Annotated in this window: 15 protein-coding genes, 2 tRNA genes and 3 rRNA genes; 17 read left to right on the top strand and 3 right to left on the bottom strand. The window is 66.3% G+C overall.

What is annotated here, in order from left to right; all coding sequences use genetic code 11:
- A complete protein-coding gene (locus R6Y94_RS44600) occupies positions 1-759 on the bottom strand; it encodes an XRE family transcriptional regulator (RefSeq protein ID WP_318403380.1) in 759 nt (252 codons plus the stop codon).
- 768 nt (positions 760-1527) lie between these two features.
- On the opposite strand from R6Y94_RS44600, the gene R6Y94_RS44595 reads away from it, so the two are divergent.
- The 8 genes from R6Y94_RS44595 (at position 1528) to R6Y94_RS44560 (ending at position 9251) form a co-directional block, all read left to right on the top strand.
- Positions 1528-1770 carry a hypothetical protein gene (locus R6Y94_RS44595; protein ID WP_318403378.1) on the top strand — a complete coding sequence of 81 codons (243 nt, stop codon included), beginning with the start codon at positions 1528-1530 and terminating at the stop codon, positions 1768-1770.
- 350 nt (positions 1771-2120) lie between these two features.
- A complete protein-coding gene (locus R6Y94_RS44590) occupies positions 2121-2846 on the top strand; it encodes a GntR family transcriptional regulator (RefSeq protein WP_318403376.1) in 726 nt (241 codons plus the stop codon).
- A gap of 123 nt (positions 2847-2969) precedes the next feature.
- Complete coding sequence (locus tag R6Y94_RS44585) at positions 2970-3395, top strand: hypothetical protein (protein WP_318403395.1); 426 nt, start codon at positions 2970-2972, stop codon at positions 3393-3395.
- Between the two features lie 443 nt (positions 3396-3838).
- Positions 3839-5269: an FtsK/SpoIIIE domain-containing protein gene (locus tag R6Y94_RS44580; RefSeq protein WP_318403374.1), complete on the top strand. Its 1431-nt coding sequence runs from the start codon at positions 3839-3841 to the stop codon at positions 5267-5269.
- Positions 5266-5907, top strand: coding sequence for a DUF2637 domain-containing protein (locus tag R6Y94_RS44575; protein WP_318403372.1), 642 nt, complete (start codon positions 5266-5268; stop codon positions 5905-5907). The genes R6Y94_RS44580 and R6Y94_RS44575 overlap by 4 nt, the downstream gene beginning before the upstream one ends.
- Positions 5908-5981: 74 nt before the next feature.
- On the top strand, positions 5982-7718 hold the full coding sequence (locus R6Y94_RS44570; RefSeq protein ID WP_318403370.1) for a replication initiator: 1737 nt from the start codon (positions 5982-5984) through the stop codon (positions 7716-7718).
- Between the two features lie 19 nt (positions 7719-7737).
- Positions 7738-7956: a helix-turn-helix domain-containing protein gene (locus R6Y94_RS44565; protein ID WP_318403369.1), complete on the top strand. Its 219-nt coding sequence runs from the start codon at positions 7738-7740 to the stop codon at positions 7954-7956.
- Positions 7956-9251 (top strand): site-specific integrase, encoded by a 1296-nt coding sequence (locus R6Y94_RS44560; protein ID WP_318403367.1) that lies wholly within the window; start codon positions 7956-7958, stop codon positions 9249-9251. Before R6Y94_RS44565 ends, R6Y94_RS44560 begins: the two co-directional genes overlap by 1 nt.
- 53 nt (positions 9252-9304) lie before the next feature.
- Here the strand turns inward: R6Y94_RS44560 and R6Y94_RS44555 are convergent.
- Positions 9305-9378: transfer RNA gene (locus R6Y94_RS44555), tRNA-Gly, on the bottom strand.
- Between the two features lie 251 nt (positions 9379-9629).
- Between R6Y94_RS44555 and R6Y94_RS44550 the strand changes: the two genes are divergently transcribed.
- The 6 genes from R6Y94_RS44550 (at position 9630) to R6Y94_RS44525 (ending at position 15089) form a co-directional block, all read left to right on the top strand.
- Positions 9630-9703, top strand: a tRNA-Pro gene (locus R6Y94_RS44550).
- 128 nt (positions 9704-9831) lie between these two features.
- Positions 9832-11196, top strand: coding sequence for a trigger factor (tig, locus tag R6Y94_RS44545; protein WP_318403365.1), 1365 nt, complete (start codon positions 9832-9834; stop codon positions 11194-11196).
- Positions 11197-11393: 197 nt separating this feature from the next.
- A complete protein-coding gene (locus R6Y94_RS44540) occupies positions 11394-12038 on the top strand; it encodes an ATP-dependent Clp protease proteolytic subunit (protein ID WP_318403364.1) in 645 nt (214 codons plus the stop codon).
- 11 nt (positions 12039-12049) lie between these two features.
- Positions 12050-12718, top strand: a complete 669-nt coding sequence (locus tag R6Y94_RS44535) for an ATP-dependent Clp protease proteolytic subunit (RefSeq protein ID WP_101367584.1) — start codon at positions 12050-12052, stop codon at positions 12716-12718.
- 218 nt (positions 12719-12936) lie between these two features.
- A complete protein-coding gene (clpX, locus tag R6Y94_RS44530; RefSeq protein WP_318403363.1) occupies positions 12937-14229 on the top strand; it encodes an ATP-dependent Clp protease ATP-binding subunit ClpX in 1293 nt (430 codons plus the stop codon).
- 62 nt (positions 14230-14291) lie between these two features.
- Positions 14292-15089: a carbon-nitrogen hydrolase family protein gene (locus tag R6Y94_RS44525; RefSeq protein ID WP_318403362.1), complete on the top strand. Its 798-nt coding sequence runs from the start codon at positions 14292-14294 to the stop codon at positions 15087-15089.
- Between the two features lie 241 nt (positions 15090-15330).
- On the opposite strand, the gene R6Y94_RS44520 is transcribed toward R6Y94_RS44525, so the two are convergent.
- Positions 15331-15555: a hypothetical protein gene (locus R6Y94_RS44520; RefSeq protein WP_318403361.1), complete on the bottom strand. Its 225-nt coding sequence runs from the start codon at positions 15553-15555 to the stop codon at positions 15331-15333.
- Positions 15556-16160: 605 nt separating this feature from the next.
- Between R6Y94_RS44520 and R6Y94_RS44515 the strand changes: the two genes are divergently transcribed.
- The 3 genes from R6Y94_RS44515 (at position 16161) to rrf (ending at position 21382) form a co-directional block, all read left to right on the top strand.
- Positions 16161-17676 (top strand): 16S ribosomal RNA (locus R6Y94_RS44515).
- Positions 17677-18056: 380 nt separating this feature from the next.
- Positions 18057-21166, top strand: a 23S ribosomal RNA gene (locus R6Y94_RS44510).
- A gap of 99 nt (positions 21167-21265) precedes the next feature.
- Positions 21266-21382: ribosomal RNA gene (rrf, locus tag R6Y94_RS44505) — 5S ribosomal RNA — on the top strand.
- The 16S, 23S and 5S rRNA genes sit together here, the layout of an rRNA operon.
- Positions 21383-21387 lie beyond the last annotated feature (5 nt).

Here is a 21387-nt window from a genome sequence, read left to right as displayed (position 1 = left end):
CTAGGCTGCCATCTCTGCTGGCCAGGCCGGGCGTGCTGCGGCCACCACCCGGTCGAAGCTGTCGGCGTACGTGTCGAACAGGTCGCCACCGGAGAGCTTGCGAATGTGCATGACCGGCGCGTGCGGGGCGGGGAAGCCGTAGACGTGCGTGTTGACCAGCATCTCGTCATCGAAGCGATAGATCGAGTTGTAGAGCGTGGTGTGGTGCAGGTGCACCTGCGCGTTGTCGACGTCTCGTAGGTGTCGGTAGTACTGCATGACCTGCTCGATCTTCGCTCTCATAACTCCGGCAGTGCCCTCCTCGACGCTCTTCAACGCGATCGCCTCCGCGTCAGGATCGCCGAGCAGGACACGGACCTTCACTCCCTCGGCCGCCTTGGCTTTCAGGAGCGGAATCAGCCTGGGCTCTTGCTCCACAAGGAACAGGCCGGCGTAGACCAGGATGCCGATCTGGCTGCCGGCGTTGCGGAGGAGCCTGCCCCACAGGTCGGACGGTACTGCGGCACGCCGGGGGTAGACCTGCACAACCTCCGACTGAGCTATCCGGGTCGCCTTCTCCGACGAAACCGCGTTCGGCCACAGGTACGACTCACTCTCGCGGACCAGGGCCGCGATCGCATGCCGGTGACGGGGATACGGCGTCCGGTCCTGCGTCATCCACCGTTCGACGCTCTTCGGGTCAACGCCCAGCTTCTCGGCGACGGCGGCGGGGGTCAGCCCGTTGCGCAGAAGTGCGTCACGTAGCCGGTCGTTCGGCATGCCCTGAGCCTCCCGTTGGACAAGTGGGGACGACTTCAAGTTAGTTAAGACGTCCCAAGTTGTCCAGCCGTGGGGTCGGACCGTCTCCGTTTCTGATCAACCCTGTTGGTATCGGTCTTCCGACCTTCGAGCGGTTGTCACCTGGGAGAGAGTCGATGTCACAAGGCGCAGGAGCCATCAGCGGTAGGCAGGGCGCTACTGGTGGTCTGGCGAGTACGCAAGAGCTGCCCGTCACCGTCGCCTCGACCTGCTCCTACTGTGCCGGCGCTGGCTGGAAGTACGTGACTCGTCGTACCGGACTGCGCTCGGCGGCGGTGACGTGTGGACCGTCTCGGTCGTTGGCGCGGCGGTCGTGTCTGGACTGTGCGGGCTCGGGTCGGGTGGCTGTTTCGTGAGCTGGGCGTCGGGGTGGGTGCCGGCGCCAGGCCGCACGGTCGACGTACGGCCGTCTGAATGCCCGCCCGCCTCGACGCCTGTCCAACGCATGGGAGGGGTGGCGGGTGGTTCCAAAGCCGGGTGACGTGTTGTTGGTGGATGGTCGAGCGTCGGTGCAGTTCGCCGGGGGCCGGTCGATCCTGCTGCGGGTGACCGTTGTCTGTGGCCGTCCGACATACCACGGCTGGTGTTGGCTGACCGGCTACGTCCTCGACCAGCACGGGCAGGCGCTCGACCGGCGCGATGTCTTCGTCCGCCTCGCCGGCCTGTGTCTGGCCGCTCCGGCTCGGCGCCCGGTTCCGCCGCGACGCTCGCCGGTGGCGAGGGGGCGTCGTGTTTGACCTACGGGTGCGGCTCGGCGAGGTGATCCGGCTGTCCGCCGCTGACCGGCTCCGTCCGACGGAGGGTCCGGTGGTGTTGTGGGTGACCGGCGTACGGCTGGTGGCAAATCGGCCGGAGCAGGACGAGTGGGTGTGGCTGGAGGGCGTGAAGATCGGCTATGACGGCCGTTCCGGCGACCAGGCGCAGATCCTCGTCCGTGCCTCCCGGCTGGCCACCGACCGGTCCACGCAGTGAGCCTCTACCTGTCGGCCTGCGCCCGGAAGGAGCTGCTTGCCGCGCAGGTGCGGCTTGACCAGCACACCCCGTCGAGCGCCGACGGCCTCTGTTCGGTCTGCGGCGAGCCGGGGCCGTGCGCGTTGCGTCGGGCCGCGCTGCGTGTCTTTGGCCGGTACGGCTGTCTGCCTCGGCGGTGGCCCGGTGCGTCCCGCCCGGAGCTGATCAGTGGTGCGTCGTCGTGGTCGGGCTGGTTGTCGTCCGGCGGTGATGGTGTGTCGGGCGTCTGACCCTGGCTTGTGTCGTCATGCTGGCAGGCTTTACGCTCCTGTCTTGACATGCTGTGATCTTTGACGGTGGGGTGGCCCGCGATGGCGTACGAGATTCCGACGCCGAAGTACCTGCGCGTGTTGAATACGCTGCGGGAGCGCATCGAGAACAACACGTACGCGCCGGGTGCGGCGCTGCCGTCGGAGAGCCAGCTCTGTAGCGAGTTCGGAGTGTCCCGCCCGACCGTGCTCAAGGCTCTCGGGATCCTGAAGCAGGACGGGTGGATTGAGTCCCAGCAGGGCAAGGGCAGCTTCGTGCGGGGCCGCCCGCCGTCGGGTCGCACGTCGCCGGAGTACGCCCGGGACGCGGTGGAGCTGGACGAGACCGGCGAGGTGGAGATCCTGCACGTCGGTCCGGTCCTCGCCTCGGCCCGCATCGCTGCCGAGCTGAACATCCCGGAGGGGACGCCGGTCTACGAGCGGCGTCGCCGCACCCTGTCGCCGTCGGGGCCGGTGGACCTGGTGGCCACGTTCGTGCCGGTCGACATCGCCGTGGGCACCGGGGTCATCAAGGCGGACCCGATCCCGGGCGGCCTGTTGGAGCACATCACTCGGGTCAAGGGCCTGCGGGCTGACTACGCCACTGAGCGGATGACCGCCCGCAGGGCCAGCGCGGACGAGGCGAAGGCCCTGGACGTACCGGCGGATGAGCCGGTGCTCAGTGTCGTGCTGACCGTCCACCAGGCGTCGGGGGATCCAATCCTGACCTCCGTGCTGGTTATGCCGGGTAGCCGGCACGAGATCGAGGACACCTACCCGCTGTCCTGATCGGACCGCCTACTTTCGCGGATCTTCCTACCGTCAATCCCTTGCTTGTATTTACAGGCTGACGTAACTTGGAAGCTCAACCGGATGTCATGGTGTCATCTGGTGAAGCGAGGAGGCTACGTCGTGGTTCCGCTGACGTTGAAGGTGCCGGTGCCGTTCGAGTACGTCTTCCCGTCCGGGGCGCTCTGCCTGGGCGTCGCGCCGCAGGTCGACTTCGACCGGCGTGGGCAGGGTGACGACCAGGCGCGGGACAAGGAAACCGGGGAACGGGTCTGGCTGGTGCGAGTGCTGGACCTGGATCCGGAGGCGGGGAAGTTCGGTCGGTCCACGGAGGTCAAGGTGAAGGTGGTCGCCGCTCAGCAGCCGGTTCCGCCGGTGTTGCGGGTGCCCGGTTACCCGCCGGCGATCCAGTTCGAGGGCCTGACCCTGACGCCGTACGTGGATTCGCAGCGGTGCAAGGCGTCCGGGCAGTGCAAGGCCCGGATGGCGTACTCGCTGCGCGCTACCGCCATGGTCCCGGCTGCCGACCCGACCCCGGCCGCCGCCTGACCTGCACGTCGCACCGCACGCGGGGCGGGCCGTTCGTCCGCCAAGATTCCCGGCCCGCCCCGCGCCCAACCCACCCCTCATGCGTGAAGGAGGGCCTTGTGCCCACCGTAATTCCTGCTGCCCGCACACCCGCCCCCGCCACTCGGCCCGACACCGGGCGGTGGCCGTGATGAGCCGGATCCACCTCGCCTGGTGGCGGCACGGCGCCCTGGCCCTGGAGGGGGCACTACGCCGCGCGCTCGGCCTGCCGTCCGCGCCCGTGCTGGTGTCGGAAATCCGCTGCCCGCACTGCCGCCGGTGGGTAAAGCCGCGTCGGTTCGATCTCAGCCGTATGGCATGCCGGACCTGCCTGGCCACGCTTGCCCGGCCGTCACGTGACCGGGGGCTGCTGTGGTGACTCCCCGTTCTGCGGTCCCTGCGGCTTCCACGGGCGGTGACCGCTGATGCCGCTGATCAACGTCATTCCCGGTGAGAAGGTGCCGGTTGCGCCGATGAACGTGCGGCTGCCGGCGTGGCGCGTGCCGGGCTGGCTGCTGGTGTTCTGGTGGCTGGCGCGTGGCCTGGTCCGCCTGACCGTCCTTGCGGTGCGGTACTGGTGGCTGACCAGCCCGGCCGCCGCCGTGTCGTACGTGTACGGCCGGCACGGTGGCCTGGTCCTGGCCGTTGCCGTCGCTGCCGTGGCCGGTGGCTGTGTGGGCTGGTGGCGGTGGCATCCGGCGTCGTGGTTCCGGTTCGGCTGGTACCCGGCGGTGGCGCGGTGGCGGCGGTTGTGGGTGTACCGGCGGGGCTGGGCGTCGATCATGGCCACCTGCGGCCTGGCGACGGCCTTCGCCGGTGACCGGTACGTGCCGCAACTGCTGCGGGTGCGCTGCGACCGTCATGTCGATGAGGTGACGGTGCGGATGCTGCCCGGCCAGCTCCCCGACGACTGGGCACAGGCGGCGCAGCGTCTCGCCTACGCGTTCCGGCTGCGCGACGGCCAGGCGCGCACCACCGCTCGGCCGGATCGCGTCGTGCTGCGGTTTCTGCGGCGCGATCCCCTTGCCGCGACGGTGGCGCCCCTGCCAGTGCCGGAGGTCCCGGACCTGACAGCCCTGCCCCTCGGCGTCCGCGAGGACGGGCAGACGTACCGGCTTCGGCTGGCCGGCACGCACGTCCTGGTGGCGGGAGCGACGAACTCCGGTAAGGGCTCGGTGCTCTGGTCGCTGATCTCCGCCCTTGCTGGCGGTGTGCGATCGGGGTTGGTGGAGCTGTGGGTGTTCGACCCGAAGGGCGGCATGGAGTTGGCGGCGGGGCTGCCGTTGTTCGCCCGGTTCGCCTACGACGATCCGGACGGCATGGCCGGCGTCCTGGAAGAGGCCGTGAAGCGTATGCGCCAGCGCGCGGCCCGGTTGCGTGGCGTGGCTCGGCAGCACACTCCGACGCCGGATGACCCGCTGATCGTGCTGGTGGTCGACGAGCTGGCGTCGCTGACCGCGTACATCTCGGACCGCAAGGTCAAGGAACGGATCAAGGACGCGCTGTCCCTCCTGCTGTCGCAGGGGCGGGCCGTCGGGGTGCACGTCGTGGCCGCGTTGCAGGACCCGCGTAAGGAGGTGCTGCCGTTCCGGGACCTGTTCCCGACCCGGATCGGGCTGCGGCTGACCGAACCGGAGCAATGCGACCTCGTTCTCGGCGACGGCGCCCGCGACCGGGGCGCGCTGTGTGACCAGATCCCGGAGTCGGCGGCCGGGGTGGGCTACGTGGCTCTGGACGGCGTGCGGGAGCCGGTGCGGGTCCGCTTCTCGTATCTCACCGACACCGACATACGCGACCTGGGCCGGACCTACCGCCGCCTTTGCGAGGACCAGGAGCGCGGGGAGGTGACTCGATGACGGACAAGACTTGGGTTGAGCGGGTCGAGGGCGCGGTCCTGGTCCTCATCCTGCTCACGGTTGGCGGGCTGGCTGGGGCGGCGTCGTTTACCCACGTCCACGACTGGACCATGGCCAACTCACCTGCCGGCACGGGGGACTGGTTCGGCTGGGCGAACGCCGCGATCTCCGAACTCATCCCGCTCGCCGCGCTGCTGACCATCCGGCGTCGGCGGCGCACGGGCGGGCCGATCGGCTATCCGATGTTCCTACTCGTCGCCGCCGTGGCGCTCTCACTGTCGGCGCAGCTCGCGGTGGCCAAGCCGGGCCTGTCAGGGTGGCTGTTGTCCGCCGTGCCTGCTCTGGCCTTCCTCGGCCTGTCGAAGCTCGTTCTCTCCACCAAACCAGCGTCCCCGGCCGGCTCGGCCAGCGAGACGACCGAGCAGGACCACCGGCCCGACCAGGACGAGACCGAGGGCGGCCCGGACGCCAGCGTCGAGGAGCAGCAGGGCGACGACCAGGCGCCGACTGGCGACCTCATCCCGCTCGCTCGGCGCCACCCCGCCGAGCACCGGCCCGCGCTGGTTCCCGTCCCCGCGACGGCCTTCCCCACCCGCAACGGCACCCCACCCCAGATCCCCGCCGAGGTGACTCGTTGACTCTCGTACCACTGCAACCCGCCGCCGGCCCGGCCGCTCCAGAGAAGCCGCGGCCGGGGTCGCGGGCCGATCGGATGCGCAAGCCTCTGGCCAAGGACGCGCTGCGGCAGCTCGCCGAGCAACACGGCGTCTGCGTCCGCCCCCTCGCGTTGCGGCGCACCGACACCGAGACGGGCGTGACCGAGGTCGTAGAAGTCCCGTGCGGCGCCACCCTGGCGGCCAAGTGCAAGCCGTGCGCCGAACGCGGGCGGCGGTTGCGGATTCAGCAGATCCGGGAGGGCTGGCACCTCGCCGACGAACCCGCCATCCGTCCTGAACACCCGAGCGAGGACGTTCTCGCCCTGGTCCGGGTGCGGGCACACATGGAGTTCGAGCGGGAAGCGCTCCAGTACCAGCCGATGCACCCCGACGAGCGAGCCGCGCAACTGGCGGACCTGGACGCGGGTATCGCCGAGTTGGATGAGGCGCTGGGGCAGACGGATCTGCGGGGGCATCTCACACCTCGGGAGCGGACCGAGCGGCCTCGGCGGAAGCGGTCCACGAAACGGCGGCAGGACTCACCCGACCTGCCCCGGCTGCCCGTCGACCCGCGCACCGTCGGCCGCGCCTATGCCGGACGGGCGGGCAAGACCTACCGGCCGTCGATGCTCGTCACACTCACGCTCGGCTCGCATGGGCCGGTGCACTCCCACCTGCGCCGGGGCGCCTACGTCGCACCGTGTGAGTGCGGCCAGCGACACGGGCCGCACGATGACGTCCTGGGCACGCCGGTCGATCCGGCCGGTTACGACTACCGGCGGGCGGCACTGGACTCGATCCACTTCGCTCGGGTCCTGGATCGATGGTGGCAGAACGTCCGCCGCGCCGCCGGCTGGAACGTCCAGTACGCCGGAGCCGTCGAGCTGCAACGCCGGTTGGCCCCACACGCGCACTTCGCCATCCGGGGCACCCTGCCCCGGCGCCTGTTGAAGCAGATCGCCGCCGCGACCTACCACCAGGTGTGGTGGCCAGCCTTCGACGAACCGCGCTACACCGTCGACAAGCCGCCCGTGTGGGATGTCGAGCAACAGGCGTACGTCGACCCCAAGACACGCGAGCCGCTGACCCCGTGGTCGCTGGCGCTCGACGAGCTGGAGGAACCCGACGCGCGGCCGGCGTACGTGGCCCGGCTGGGCCGGATCGACGCACGCGGGATCGAGCAGGGCACGCGGGACGCTGAGCGGTCGATCCGGTACGTCACGAAGTACGTCACCAAGGACCTGACCGACCAGGCGCGACCCCGGTCCGAAGCGCAGAGGGCGCACTTCGACCGGCTCCACGCCGAACTCTCCGTGCTGCCCTGCTCGCCCACCTGCGCCAACTGGCTCCTGTACGCCGTCCAACCCGACGGGGTCAAGGCAGGGTTGACCCCCGGCCGCTGCACCGGCAAGGTCCACCAGCGCTCCACGCTCGGCTTCACCGGACGGCGGGTTCTCGTCTCCCGGCAATGGTCCGGCAAGACCCTGGCCGACCACCGCGCCGACAACCGCGCCTGGATCCGCGCCATCCTCGCTGGCGGGATGGCCGACACCGATCCTGCCGACGAGGACCAGGGCGACGAGCACGGCCAGAACCAGGCGGCCGGCGACGACCCGCAGCGGTACCGGTTCGAGCTGGCCCGACCCGAAGACCCGGACGTGCTGCCCCTGGAACACCGGATCCTGCGCGCCGTCTCGGCCCGGATCCGCTGGCGAACAGACCTCGACGCGGCCCGCCAGCATGCGGCCCACGGTCTTTCGGCAACGCCACAGACGCTCGCCCCTGCTGCCTGACTCACGAGGGAGGAACCGGATGGATGACGAGCTGTTGACCGCCGATGAGGTCGCCGCTCGCCTCCGAGCAACACCGCGATTCGTGCGCCGGCTGGTCGCCGAGCGGCGGATCGCGTTCGTCAAGGTCGGTCGCCTGGTGCGCTTCGAGGCGTCGGCCGTCACCGCGTACATCGAGAGCAACCGGGTCGTTCCGATGACCCGGGCGGAACTGCGCCGCTACCTGGGGGAGGTCGCCTGATGGCAGGCAAGAACGGCAAGAGCGGCCGGCGCCGTTTCGGCAACGCGCGCCGGCTCCCGTCGGGCCGGTACCAGGCTCGGTACATCGGGCCGGACGGGCTGGAGCGGAAGGCCCCGCACACCTTCGAGACGGAACGGCAGGCGGCCAAGTGGTTGACCGTCGTCGAGTCGGAGATCATCAAGGGCGACTGGGTCGCGCCGGAGGCCGGTGAGGTCGAACTCGGCCCGTACGGACAGCGGTGGATCGCCGAACGCAAGCTCCAGCCGCGTACCCGGGAGAACTACGAAGACCTGTTCCGGCTACACATCCGGCCGCACCTCGGCGGCCTCGCCCTGGGCGCGGTCAAGCCGGCGACGATCCGAAGCTGGCGCAGCAAACTCCTCGACGGCGGCACCTCCGAGCCGCAGGCGGTGAAGGCATACGCCCTACTGCGAGCGATCCTCAACACCGCCGTCAAGGAAGACGAGATCATCCGGCAGAACCCGTGCCGCATCCCCGGCTATGACCGCTATCACACTCCGGAGCGTCCGGTGGCGACCGTCGCCCAGGTCTTCGCGCTCGCCGACGCGATGCCGGCCCGGTTCTCCGCGCTGGTGATCGTGGCCGCGTTCTCCGGCCTTCGCTGGGGCGAACTGGCAGCGCTGCGCCGCTCCGATGTCGACGAGACAACCGGGACGGTCCGGGTGCCGCGCAAGCTCGCCGCGCTGCGCAACCGGATGGAGTTCGGCGCACCCAAGTCCGGAGCCAGCAACCGGACGGTGTCGCTCCCAGCGGCGGCCCGGTCCGCGCTCGCCGCTCACCTGCGCGACTACGCGGGGGAGAGGCCGGACGCGCTGGTGTTCACCGGAGACAAGGGTGCGGTGCTGCGTTCCGGCAACTGGCGGCGGGCGGTCGACTGGGCGACGGCGCTGCGCACGGCTGGCATGCCAGAGCGGTTCCACTTCCACGACCTACGGCACACCGGCAACAACCTGGCGGCGGCGACCGGTGCCAGTACCCGGGAGCTGATGCACCGGATGGGCCACGCCACCATGCGGGCGGCGCTCATCTACCAGCACGCCACCAGCGAACGTGACCGGGAGATCGCCGCCGGCATGGACCGCCGGATCGCCAAGGCACAACCCAAGCCCAAGAAGTCGCCCAAGACCACCAACGCCACCCCGCCGGCCAAGCCCACCAAGGGCGCCAAGGCCACCCGGAAGCAGGCGGCCAAGAAGCCGACCCGGAAGGCCACCCCGGACGGCACGGCCCGCGCTACTGGCACGCCAATGGCACGCAAGATCGACAACGGCTAGAAACGAAACGGCCCAGGCGAGGCGATCATGCCGCTGACCTGGGCCGGAAGGACTGGAGCGGGCGACGGGAATCGAACCCGCACCGTCAGTTTGGAAGACTGAAGCTCTGCCATTGAGCTACGCCCGCGCTCGCCCCGATCATCTCAGGACGCGACGGATAGCCTAACGGGTCGCCCCGCCCCCTGGATACCGGCATCCCGCCGGGCGCCGCCAGCCACGGACCCATCCACCCGTCCATCGCAGCCCAGCACGCACAAAACCGGAAGCGCCAGCCCCTCACGTACTCCAAGATCAAGCTCGTTCGGGACGACACGGCGCCTCGGTGCGGAGACCGGGCGGGCGTGGCCCTGACCGGACGGCATACACTCTTCACCGCCACGGGGTGTGGCGCAGCTTGGTAGCGCACTCGCTTTGGGAGCGAGGGGCCGTGGGTTCAAATCCCGCCACCCCGACTGTCGCCCGCGGCTGCGGGGTGAGCCTGGCCACCCCGCGCCGTCAGACGCCTCCGCCGGCTCGCCTACACTCGATGGGCTGAAGACCGGCCCAGAATAAAGATCGAGATCCGTCAAGGAGTACGCCTGTGAAGAGCACCGTCGAGACTCTGAGCCCGACGCGCGTGCGGCTCGCCATCGAGGTGCCGTTCGTCGAGCTCGAGCCGAGCCTCAAGAAGGCGTACCGGGAGATCGCCTCGCAGGTCAATGTCCCGGGCTTCCGGCGCGGCAAGGTGCCGGCGGCCGTGATCGACCAGCGGGTCGGCCGCGGCACGGTGCTCAACGAGGCCGTCCAGGACGCCATCCCGGAGAACATTCTTGCCGCGGTCCGCGAGCACGACGTGAAGACGCTGGGCCGGCCCGAGGTCGAGATTACCGAGTTCAACGACGGTGACGCGCTGAAGTTCACCGCCGAGGTCGACGTCCGCCCCGAGATCACGTTGCCCGACCTCTCCACCGTCGAGGTGACCGTCGACGAGCTCCAGATCGACGAGAGCGAGATCGACGCCCAGGTTGCCAGCCTGCGGGAGCGCTTCGCCACGCTCAAGACGGTCGAGCGGGCCGCCCAGGAGGGCGACTACGTGCAGATCGACCTGGCGGCGACCGTCGACGGCGAGGAGGTGCCGGGCGGCTCTGCCACCAACATCTCGCACGAGGTCGGCAGCAAGCAGCTCCTGCCGGGGCTGGACGAGGTGCTGGTCGGCCTCTCGGCCGGTGACGCGGCCACCTTCCAGACCCAGCTCGTCGGCGGCGACTTCGCCGGCCGGGACGCCGACGTCTCTGTGACGGTCCGCACCGTCAAGGAGAAGGAACTTCCCCCGCTCGACGACGATTTTGCCCAGCTCGCCAGCGAGTTCGACACCCTCGACGAGCTGCGCGGCGACATCCGCGAGCGGGTCAGCCGGTCGAAGAAGATCGAGCAGATCTACGCCGCCCGGGACCGCGCCCTGGAGCAGATGGTGGCGACCGCCGACGTGCCGGCCCCGGAGGGGGTCGTGCGCGAGGAGGTCGAGCACCGCAAGCAGGCCATGGTCGACCAGCTGGAGCGGATCGGCGCCTCCCTGGAGGAATATCTCAGCTCCGAGGAGAAGACCGAGGAGCAGATCGACACCGAGCTGAAGGACGCGGCCACCGAGGGAGTCAAGATCCAGCTTCTGCTGGACACCCTGGCCGACGCCGAGCAGGTGCAGGTCTCTGACGACGAGTTCGGGCACGAGATCGTGCACCGGGCGCAGCGCGCCGGGATGGCCCCACAGCAGTACTACGACCAGCTCGTCCGCTCGGGCGCGGCCGGTGCGGTCTACGGCGACGTCCGGCGCGGCAAGGCCCTGGCCATGGTGATGGAGCGGATCAAGATCACCGACTCGGCCGGCAACCCGATCAGCATGGAAGAGCTGCGCGCCGCGAGTGGCGAGGAGCACGACCACCAGCACGACCACGACCACGAGCACTGAGCCGCGCGGGGTCGTGACCGCCGGGCCCGGACGCCACGCTCCGGGCCCGACCGGCCAGAACCCCATCGGGTACGCCCCGGGCGGTCAGCGCGCCGTCGGCAACTGCGCTGTTAGCGAACAGTGCCCGGACCGGGACGTTACGACCCCGGTCAGCGGTTAATGTCGGGCGTAAGACGCACGGAGAGCGAAGGGCTGCCATGACTGGTTCAGACTTCTCAGCTATGCCCCTGCGGGTGACCGAAGCCCGCGGTGCGGACGCACTTGGTGGCAACCTCGACGACTCGGTCTACAACCGGCTGCTCAAGGAGCGGATCATCTTCCTTGGCAGCGAGGTGACCGACCAGGTCGCCAACCGCATCTGCGCACAGCTGCTGCTACTTGCCGCGGAGGACCCCAGCCGCGACATCAACCTGTGGATCAACTCGCCGGGTGGCTCGGTCTACTCCGGCATGGCGATCTACGACACCATGCAATTCATCGACAACGACGTTTCCACGGTCGCCATGGGCATGGCCGCCTCGATGGGCCAGCTCCTGCTCTGCGCCGGCACCAAGGGCAAGCGCTACGCCCTGCCGCACGCGCGGATCATGATGCACCAGCCGTCCGGCGGCATGGGTGGTACTGCCTCCGACATCGCTATCCAGGCCGAGCAGATGCTCTACACCAAGCGGATGTTCCAGGAGCGGGTGGCCTTCCACACCGGCCAGGAGCAGGCCCAGATCGAGGCCGACTCGGACCGGGACCGCTGGTTCACCGCCACCGAGGCCAAGGACTACGGCTTCATCGACAAGGTGATCACCGGAGCCGCGCAGGTTCCGGAAGGCGCCGGGACCCTGAGCTGAGGAGCGGAAAGATGACTGACCCGACCCTGCTTGCCGGTGGCGGCTTCCAGCCCGTGCACAACCGGTACGTCCTGCCCTCCTTCGTCGAGCGCACCTCGTACGGCGTCAAGGAGTCGAACCCCTACAACAAGCTCTTCGAGGACCGGATCATCTTCCTCGGCGTCCAGGTGGACGACGCGTCGGCCAACGACGTGATGGCCCAGCTGCTGACGCTGGAGGGCACCGACCCGGACCGCGACATCATCATGTACATCAACTCGCCCGGTGGCTCGTTCACGGCCATGACGGCGATCTACGACACGATGCAGTACGTCCGGCCGGACATCCAGACCGTCTGCCTCGGGCAGGCGGCCAGTGCCGCGGCCGTACTCCTCGCCGCCGGTACGCCCGGCAAGCGCATGGCGCTGCCGAACTCCCGGATCATCATCCACCAGCCGGCTACCGAGGGCGGCTACGGGCAGGGCTCGGACATCGAGATCCAGGCCCGGGAGATTCTCCGGATGCGTACCCAGCTCGAGGAGATGCTCTCCCGACACTCCAACCAGCCGATTGAACGAGTCCGTCGTGATATCGACCGTGACAAGTTCATGACTGCCGAGGAGTCTCGTGAATACGGCCTGGTCGACACCATCCTGACCAGCCGAAAGAAGGGCCTGCTCGCGGCGAACGCCTCGAGCTGATCATTCTGGGTCAGAGGCCGGCCGACCCGCTGCCCGGTGGCCGGCCTCTGACACACCCGTTTTGGGGGTCGGAGAAACCCCGCGTAGCGGGTAACGTCGGTCCTGCACCGCCCACGGCCGGTCGGGACCGGCCGCCGAACACGACCGACGGGGCGTACCGTCCGCAGGCCAGCGCCTTTACTCAGACAGGCTGGCCGATGAGCGCAGGGAGAACGTAGGTGGCACGGATCGGCGACGGTGGCGACCTACTCAAGTGCTCCTTCTGTGGCAAGTCGCAGAAGCAGGTCAAGAAGCTCATCGCAGGGCCTGGGGTCTACATCTGTGACGAGTGCATAGACCTCTGCAACGAGATCATCGAAGAGGAGCTGGCCGAGTCCGGCGAGGTGAAGTGGGAAGAGCTTCCCAAGCCGATGGAGATCTGCCAGTTCCTCGACCAGTACGTCGTGGGTCAGGACCAGGCCAAGAAGGCCCTTGCGGTAGCGGTCTACAACCACTACAAGCGGATCCAGGCCGAGTCCGCCGGCGGACCCGGCTCGGCCGACGGGGTGGAGCTGTCGAAGTCCAACATCCTGCTGATCGGTCCGACCGGCTGTGGCAAGACACACCTGGCCCAGACCCTCGCCCGGATGCTGAACGTGCCGTTCGCCATCGCCGACGCAACCGCGCTGACCGAGGCGGGCTACGTCGGCGAGGACGTCGAGAACATCCTGCTCAAGCTGATCCAGGCCGCCGACTACGACATCAAGCGGGCCGAGACCGGGATCATCTACATCGACGAGGTCGACAAGATCGCCCGTAAGTCGGAGAACCCGTCGATCACCCGGGACGTCTCCGGCGAGGGCGTGCAGCAGGCGCTGCTCAAGATCCTGGAAGGCACGGTGGCGAACGTGCCGCCGCAGGGCGGCCGGAAGCACCCGCACCAGGAGTTCATCCAGATCGACACCACCAACGTGCTGTTCATCTGCGGTGGCGCCTTCGCCGGCCTGGACCAGATCATCGAGGCCCGCACCGGCCAGGGCGGGCTCGGCTTCGGCGCCCACCTCCGGTCGGTCTCCGAGCGCTCGACCGACGACATCTTCGGCCGGGTCATGCCGGAGGACATGCTCAAGTTCGGTCTGATCCCCGAGTTCATCGGCCGGCTTCCGGTGATCACCAACGTCCGGAGCCTCAACCGCGAGGCGCTGGTCCGGATCCTCACCGAGCCGCGCAACGCGCTCGTCCGGCAGTACCAACGCCTCTTCGAACTCGACGGCGTGGAGCTGGAGTTCGAGCCGGCGGCGCTGGAGGCGATCGCCGACCAGGCCATGCTCCGCGGCACCGGTGCCCGGGGGCTGCGTGCCATCCTCGAAGAGGTCCTGCTCTCCGTGATGTACGAGGTCCCCAGCAACCCGAACGCGGCCCGCGTCCTGATCACCCGGGGTGTCGTGCTGGAGAACGTCAACCCGACGATCGTGCCGCGCGAGTTCACCGGGCGCCGCGCCCGGCGCGAGCGTGAGGAGCGCTCGGCCTGACGGTCCGCCGACCACTCCCGGTAAGCCTGGTCACCGGGGGAGCGTCCCCGTAGGCTCTCCGCATGCGCGTCGCCGTCTGCCAGCTCAACGCCCGCGACGACCGGAAGGCCAACCTGACCGCCGCCGGGGAGCTGCTCGGCCGGGCCGCGGCCGCCGGGGCGGACCTGGCGATCCTTCCGGAGTACGTGGACTACCTCGGCCCGTCGCGTGGGATGCCCGCCCCCGAACCGGTGGACGGCGAATTCGCCGAATTCTTCGCCGAGGCGGCCCGGCAGCACGGGATGTGGGTGCACGCCGGCTCGTTCCACGAGACGGGCCCGGATCCGGAGCACACCTACAACACCTCGCTGGTCTTCGACCGCTCCGGCGCGCTCGCCGCGACGTACCGCAAGATCCACCTGTACGACGTGGAGATCCCCGGTCGGGTCTCCTACCTCGAATCCAAGACCGTCGCCGCCGGCTCCGACCCGGTCACCGTCGACGTCGACGGGGTACGCGTGGGCCTGTCGATCTGCTACGACCTGCGCTTCCCGGAGCTGTACCGGCAACTGGCGGTCGCCGACGGGGCGCAACTGCTGGTGGTACCGGCCGCCTTCATGCTGCACACCGGTCGGGACCACTGGGAGGTGCTGCTGCGCGCCCGGGCGATCGAGAACCAGTGCTACGTCGCGGCGGCGGGGCAGATCGGCGACCACGATCCGGGGCGTACCTGCTTCGGCCGCAGCATGGTGATCGATCCGTGGGGGACGGTACTCGGCCAGGCGCCCGACACGGTCGGCATCGTGGTCACCGACCTCGACCTCGACCGGCTGCACGAGATCCGCACCGAGCTGCCCAGCCTGGCGAACCGCCGCCTCTGACCGTTGCATCACACCGAGGCTCGCGACCGCGAGGATCGTAGGGAGATCGGCGTACGACGGCGCGCCCGGCATCGTGCGGTCACTGAACCTTCTTCCACCTGAACCGCGCGGCAGCTTCTTCCACCTGAATCGCGCGGCGCTCACGCACGGTGTCCGACCTTGCCGTCCGCGGATCGCCTCGACCAGGCGTTTCACATCGTCGGGCAGTGGGTCGGCGACCGTAGGGGAGGTTGAGAAAGGTTTACTGCAGCAGCATGCCGACGACGGCCAGGCCGATGATCGCGGAGGCCGTCACCAGCAGCCCCGTGGTCATCCGGGACCGGCCACGACGCGCCAGCCGATGCACCGAGACGACCACCGCCACCAGCACGAGACCACCGATCACGAGCTGCCAGAACGGCAGCAGGAGCGCGGTGAGGCTGTCCTGCGCGACGGTGATCTGGGTGGAGCTCGCAAAAGCGGCCATGGTTGCCACTCTGACACGCCTGGCTGCCCCTGACACGGACAACTGCGGCACGGTCAGGTCACAGCGGTACGGGAGGGAGGAGTACGTCGATTTGCGCCCAGCGGGCGAGCGGCGTAACTTTCTCTCTGCGCGCGGCGCCCCGGACGGAAGGCCGGGCCGCGAGCACCTCGGTCCCCCGCAGGGCATCCGCCCGACGGAGACGGAGGCCGGGTGGTGCGCTCGACCGGATGACATCCAGGTTGAGATTGCGAAACCAACCGGGTAAAGTAGCTGAGGCCGGCAGGAGCCGGGCGGATGTGCCGCGAGTGGCCATCGGCCGGTCTGCAGGACTTCCCCCCGACAGTAGCGACCACCAACTCTTGGTGTGCGTGAGTACGGGGACCCCTCGGGCGAAGCAATCAAGCCAGAAGTTGGGGCTTGACACTGTGAGGCCGAGCGGGTAGGTTAGGCAAGTTGCCCCGAGGGCGGTCCTCGACCGAGGTCCGGTGTTCGGTGTGTGGTTGTTCTTTGAGAACTCAACAGGGTGCTTGATAAGCCAGTGCCAAATGTTTGTTTGATTTGGCGACAAAGTGTTTTTTGTTGCTGGGTTTTGATTCTTCTAGTTTTTGTTGGAGAGTTTGATCCTGGCTCAGGACGAACGCTGGCGGCGTGCTTAACACATGCAAGTCGAGCGGAAAGGCCCTTCGGGGTACTCGAGCGGCGAACGGGTGAGTAACACGTGAGTAACCTGCCTCAGGCTTTGGGATAACCCCGGGAAACCGGGGCTAATACCGGATATTACCTGTCACTGCATGGTGGTGGGTGGAAAGTTTTTCGGCCTGGGATGGGCTCGCGGCCTATCAGCTTGTTGGTGGGGTGATGGCCTACCAAGGCGACGACGGGTAGCCGGCCTGAGAGGGCGACCGGCCACACTGGGACTGAGACACGGCCCAGACTCCTACGGGAGGCAGCAGTGGGGAATATTGCACAATGGGCGGAAGCCTGATGCAGCGACGCCGCGTGAGGGATGACGGCCTTCGGGTTGTAAACCTCTTTCAGCAGGGACGAAGCGTGAGTGACGGTACCTGCAGAAGAAGCGCCGGCCAACTACGTGCCAGCAGCCGCGGTAAGACGTAGGGCGCGAGCGTTGTCCGGATTTATTGGGCGTAAAGAGCTCGTAGGCGGCTTGTCGCGTCGACTGTGAAAACCCACAGCTCAACTGTGGGCTTGCAGCCGATACGGGCAGGCTAGAGTTCGGTAGGGGAGACTGGAATTCCTGGTGTAGCGGTGAAATGCGCAGATATCAGGAGGAACACCGGTGGCGAAGGCGGGTCTCTGGGCCGATACTGACGCTGAGGAGCGAAAGCGTGGGGAGCGAACAGGATTAGATACCCTGGTAGTCCACGCTGTAAACGTTGGGCGCTAGGTGTGGGGGGCCTCTCCGGTTCTCTGTGCCGCAGCTAACGCATTAAGCGCCCCGCCTGGGGAGTACGGCCGCAAGGCTAAAACTCAAAGGAATTGACGGGGGCCCGCACAAGCGGCGGAGCATGCGGATTAATTCGATGCAACGCGAAGAACCTTACCTGGGTTTGACATGGCCGCAAAACCTGCAGAGATGTGGGGTCCTTCGGGGGCGGTCACAGGTGGTGCATGGCTGTCGTCAGCTCGTGTCGTGAGATGTTGGGTTAAGTCCCGCAACGAGCGCAACCCTTGTTCGATGTTGCCAGCGCGTTATGGCGGGGACTCATCGAAGACTGCCGGGGTCAACTCGGAGGAAGGTGGGGATGACGTCAAGTCATCATGCCCCTTATGTCCAGGGCTTCACGCATGCTACAATGGCCGGTACAATGGGCTGCGATACCGTGAGGTGGAGCGAATCCCAAAAAGCCGGTCTCAGTTCGGATCGGGGTCTGCAACTCGACCCCGTGAAGTCGGAGTCGCTAGTAATCGCAGATCAGCAACGCTGCGGTGAATACGTTCCCGGGCCTTGTACACACCGCCCGTCACGTCACGAAAGTCGGCAACACCCGAAGCCCATGGCCTAACCCTTCGGGGAGGGAGTGGTCGAAGGTGGGGCTGGCGATTGGGACGAAGTCGTAACAAGGTAGCCGTACCGGAAGGTGCGGCTGGATCACCTCCTTTCTAAGGAGCACCTGCCCACGAAGGTGGGTTAGGAGCCCGCGGTCCGCGTATGTCGGGTCGGGGTGCTCGATTGGCGGAGACACTGGCGAGTCTTGCCTGGCAGCGGCCGGGTTCTAGTACGCATCTTCCTGTGTGGGGGTGGTGGAACGGGCTTGGTGCGGCTGGGTGGGGTGTAGGGCATCCTGTTGGGTCCTGAGGGAACAACCGTGTGGTTGGTTCTTCGGGTTGGCCGTGGGCGGGCGTTTGCTCGTCGGGCTGCCAGGCATGGCCTGGCCTCGCATACCGGGTCCTTTCCTTTGGGGTGGGGTTGCTGGTGTGGGGTGGTGGGTTGTGGGTTGGTCGTTTGTTGAGAATTACACAGTGGACGCGAGCATCTTTGTGGTCAAGTTGTCAAGGGCGAACGGTGGATGCCTTGGCACCAGGAGCCGATGAAGGACGTGGGAGGCCGCGATAGGCCTGGGGGAGCTGTCAACCGAGCTGTGATCCCAGGGTGTCCGAATGGGGTAACCTGGCACCAGTCATGTGGTGTCACCTGCACCTGAATTCATAGGGTGTGTGGAGGGAACGCGGGGAAGTGAAACATCTCAGTACCCGTAGGAAGAGAAAACAATAGTGATTCCGTGAGTAGTGGCGAGCGAAAGCGGATTGAGGCTAAACCGGTTGCGTGTGATACCTGTCAGGGGTTGCGTGGTCGGGGTTGTGGGACCTCATGGGGAGAGCTGACACTCTTCCGGGGAGTTATAAAGCCAGTTGTTAGCTGAATGGTGTGGAAAAGCCAACCGTAGGCGGTGATAGTCCGGTAGGTGAAAGCAGCTGGTCTTCCTTGTGGGTGTTCCCGAGTAGCGGCGGACTCCTGTAATCTGCCGTGAATCTGCCAGGACCACCTGGTAAGCCTAAATACTTCCTGGTGACCGATAGCGGACGAGTACCGTGAGGGAATGGTGAAAAGTACCCCGGGAGGGGAGTGAAATAGTACCTGAAACCGTTCGCCTACAATCCGTCGGAGCCTTTAGGGGTGACGGCGTGCCTTTTGAAGAATGAGCCTGCGAGTTAGTGGCATGTGGCGAGGTTAACCCGTGTGGGGTAGCCGTAGCGAAAGCGAGTCTTAATAGGGCGTGTAGTCGCGTGTTCTAGACCCGAAGCGGGGTGATCTAGCCATGGGCAGGCTGAAGCGTGGGTAAGACCGCGTGGAGGGCCGAACCCACCAACGTTGAAAAGTTGGGGGATGACCTGTGGTTAGGGGTGAAAGGCCAATCAAACTCCGTGATAGCTGGTTCTCCCCGAAATGCATTTAGGTGCAGCGTCGTGTGTTTCTTGCCGGAGGTAGAGCACTGGATGGTCTAGGGGCCCTACAAGGTTACTGAAATCAGCCAAACTCCGAATGCCGGTAAGTGAGAGCGCGGCAGTGAGACTGCGGGGGATAAGCTTCGTAGTCGAGAGGGAAACAGCCCAGATCGCCAGCTAAGGCCCCTAAGCGTGTGCTAAGTGGAAAAGGATGTGGGGTCGCATAGACAACCAGGAGGTTGGCTTAGAAGCAGCCATCCTTTAAAGAGTGCGTAATAGCTCACTGGTCAAGTGGTTCCGCGCCGACAATGTAGCGGGGCTCAAGTACACCGCCGAAGCTGTGGCATTCACATTTTACTTCGCGGTCACTTTCGGGTGGTTGTGCAGGTGTGTGGATGGGTAGGGGAGCGTCGTGCCGGGGGTGAAGCAGCGGGGTGACCCAGTTGTGGACGCGGCACGAGTGAGAATGCAGGCATGAGTAGCGAAAGAAGGGTGAGAAACCCTTCCGCCGGATGACCAAGGGTTCCAGGGCCAGGTTAATCCGCCCTGGGTGAGTCGGGGCCTAAGGCGAGGCCGAGAGGCGTAGTCGATGGATAACGGGTTGATATTCCCGTACCCGTGTAGGAGCGCCCGTGATGAACCTCGTTGTGCTAACCGCCTGAACCGTCCGAGACCTTCGGGTTGAGGGTGGGGAGCGTGGGAACCTGGCGGGTAGTAGTCAAGCGATGGGGTGACGCAGGAAGGTAGCTGAGCCCGGCCGGTGGTTGTGCCGGGGTAAGCGTGTAGGCCGTACCATAGGCAAATCCGTGGTGCATGTGGCTGAGACGTGATGCCGAGCCGATTCAGGTGAAGTCAGTGATCCTATGCTGCCGAGAAAAGCCTCTAGCGAGTTCCGAGCGGCCCGTACCCTAAACCGACACAGGTGGTCAGGTAGAGAATACCGAGGCGATCGGGTGAACTGTGGTTAAGGAACTCGGCAAATTGCCCCCGTAACTTAGGGAGAAGGGGGGCCGGAGACGTGAAGCCCCTTTGCGGGTGGAGCGTTGTATGGCCGCAGAGAGCAGGGGGAAGCGACTGTTTACTAAAAACACAGGTCCATGCGAAGAAGTAATTCGATGTATATGGACTGACGCCTGCCCGGTGCTGGAACGTTAAGGGGACCGGTTAGTCTTTCGGGGCGAAGCTGAGAACTTAAGCGCCAGTAAACGGCGGTGGTAACTATAACCATCCTAAGGTAGCGAAATTCCTTGTCGGGTAAGTTCCGACCTGCACGAATGGCGTAACGACTTCCCCACTGTCTCAACCACAGGCCCGGCGAAATTGCAGTACGAGTAAAGATGCTCGTTACGCGCGGCAGGACGGAAAGACCCCGGGACCTTTACTATAGCTTGACATTGGTATCTGAATTAGCTTGTGTAGGATAGGTGGGAGCCGGTGAAGTCCATACGCCAGTATGGGTGGAGGCAATCTTGAAATACCACTCTGGTTGGTTTGGGTATCTAACTTCGGGCCCTTATCGGGTTCAGGGACAGTGTCTGGTGGGTAGTTTAACTGGGGCGGTTGCCTCCTAAAATGTAACGGAGGCGCCCAAAGGTTCCCTCAGCCTGGTTGGCAATCAGGTGTTGAGTGTAAGTGTATAAGGGAGCTTGACTGTGAGACTGACGGGTCGAGCAGGGACGAAAGTCGGGACTAGTGATCCGGCACTTGCGTGTGGAAGCGGTGTCGCTCAACGGATAAAAGGTACCCCGGGGATAACAGGCTGATCTTCCCCAAGAGTCCATATCGACGGGATGGTTTGGCACCTCGATGTCGGCTCGTCGCATCCTGGGGCTGTAGCAGGTCCCAAGGGTTGGGCTGTTCGCCCATTAAAGCGGTACGCGAGCTGGGTTTAGAACGTCGTGAGACAGTTCGGTCCCTATCCGCCGTGCGCGTAGGATACTTGAGAAGGGCTGTCCCTAGTACGAGAGGACCGGGACGGACGAACCTCTGGTGTGCCAGTTGTCCCGCCAGGGGCACGGCTGGTTGGCTACGTTCGGGAGGGATAACCGCTGAAAGCATCTAAGCGGGAAGCCTGCTTCAAGATGAGGTATCCCACCCCAGTGATGGGGGTAAGGCTCCCAGTGAGACGACTGGGTTGATAGGCCGGAGATGTAAGCCAGGTAACTGGTTCAGTTGACCGGTACTAATAAGCCGAGGACTTGACTACAAAGCTGCTACGCGTCCACTGTGTGATTCACAGCAAACGAACAACAAGAGGTTCCCTTGCGTGTGGATGAGGGATTGTTGTTTGTGTTGTTGATAGGGTTACGGCGGTTATGGCGGAGGGGAAACGCCCGGTTACATTCCGAACCCGGAAGCTAAGCCTTCCAGCGCTGATGGTACTGCACTCGGGAGGGTGTGGGAGAGTAAGACGCCGCCGGACATCTT

The sequence above is a fragment of the Plantactinospora sp. KLBMP9567 genome (genome assembly GCF_033446045.1).
Lineage (GTDB): Bacteria > Actinomycetota > Actinomycetes > Mycobacteriales > Micromonosporaceae > Plantactinospora.
The sequence above is the reverse complement of the archived record's forward strand: the minus strand, read 5'-3'. Positions and strand labels throughout refer to the sequence as shown.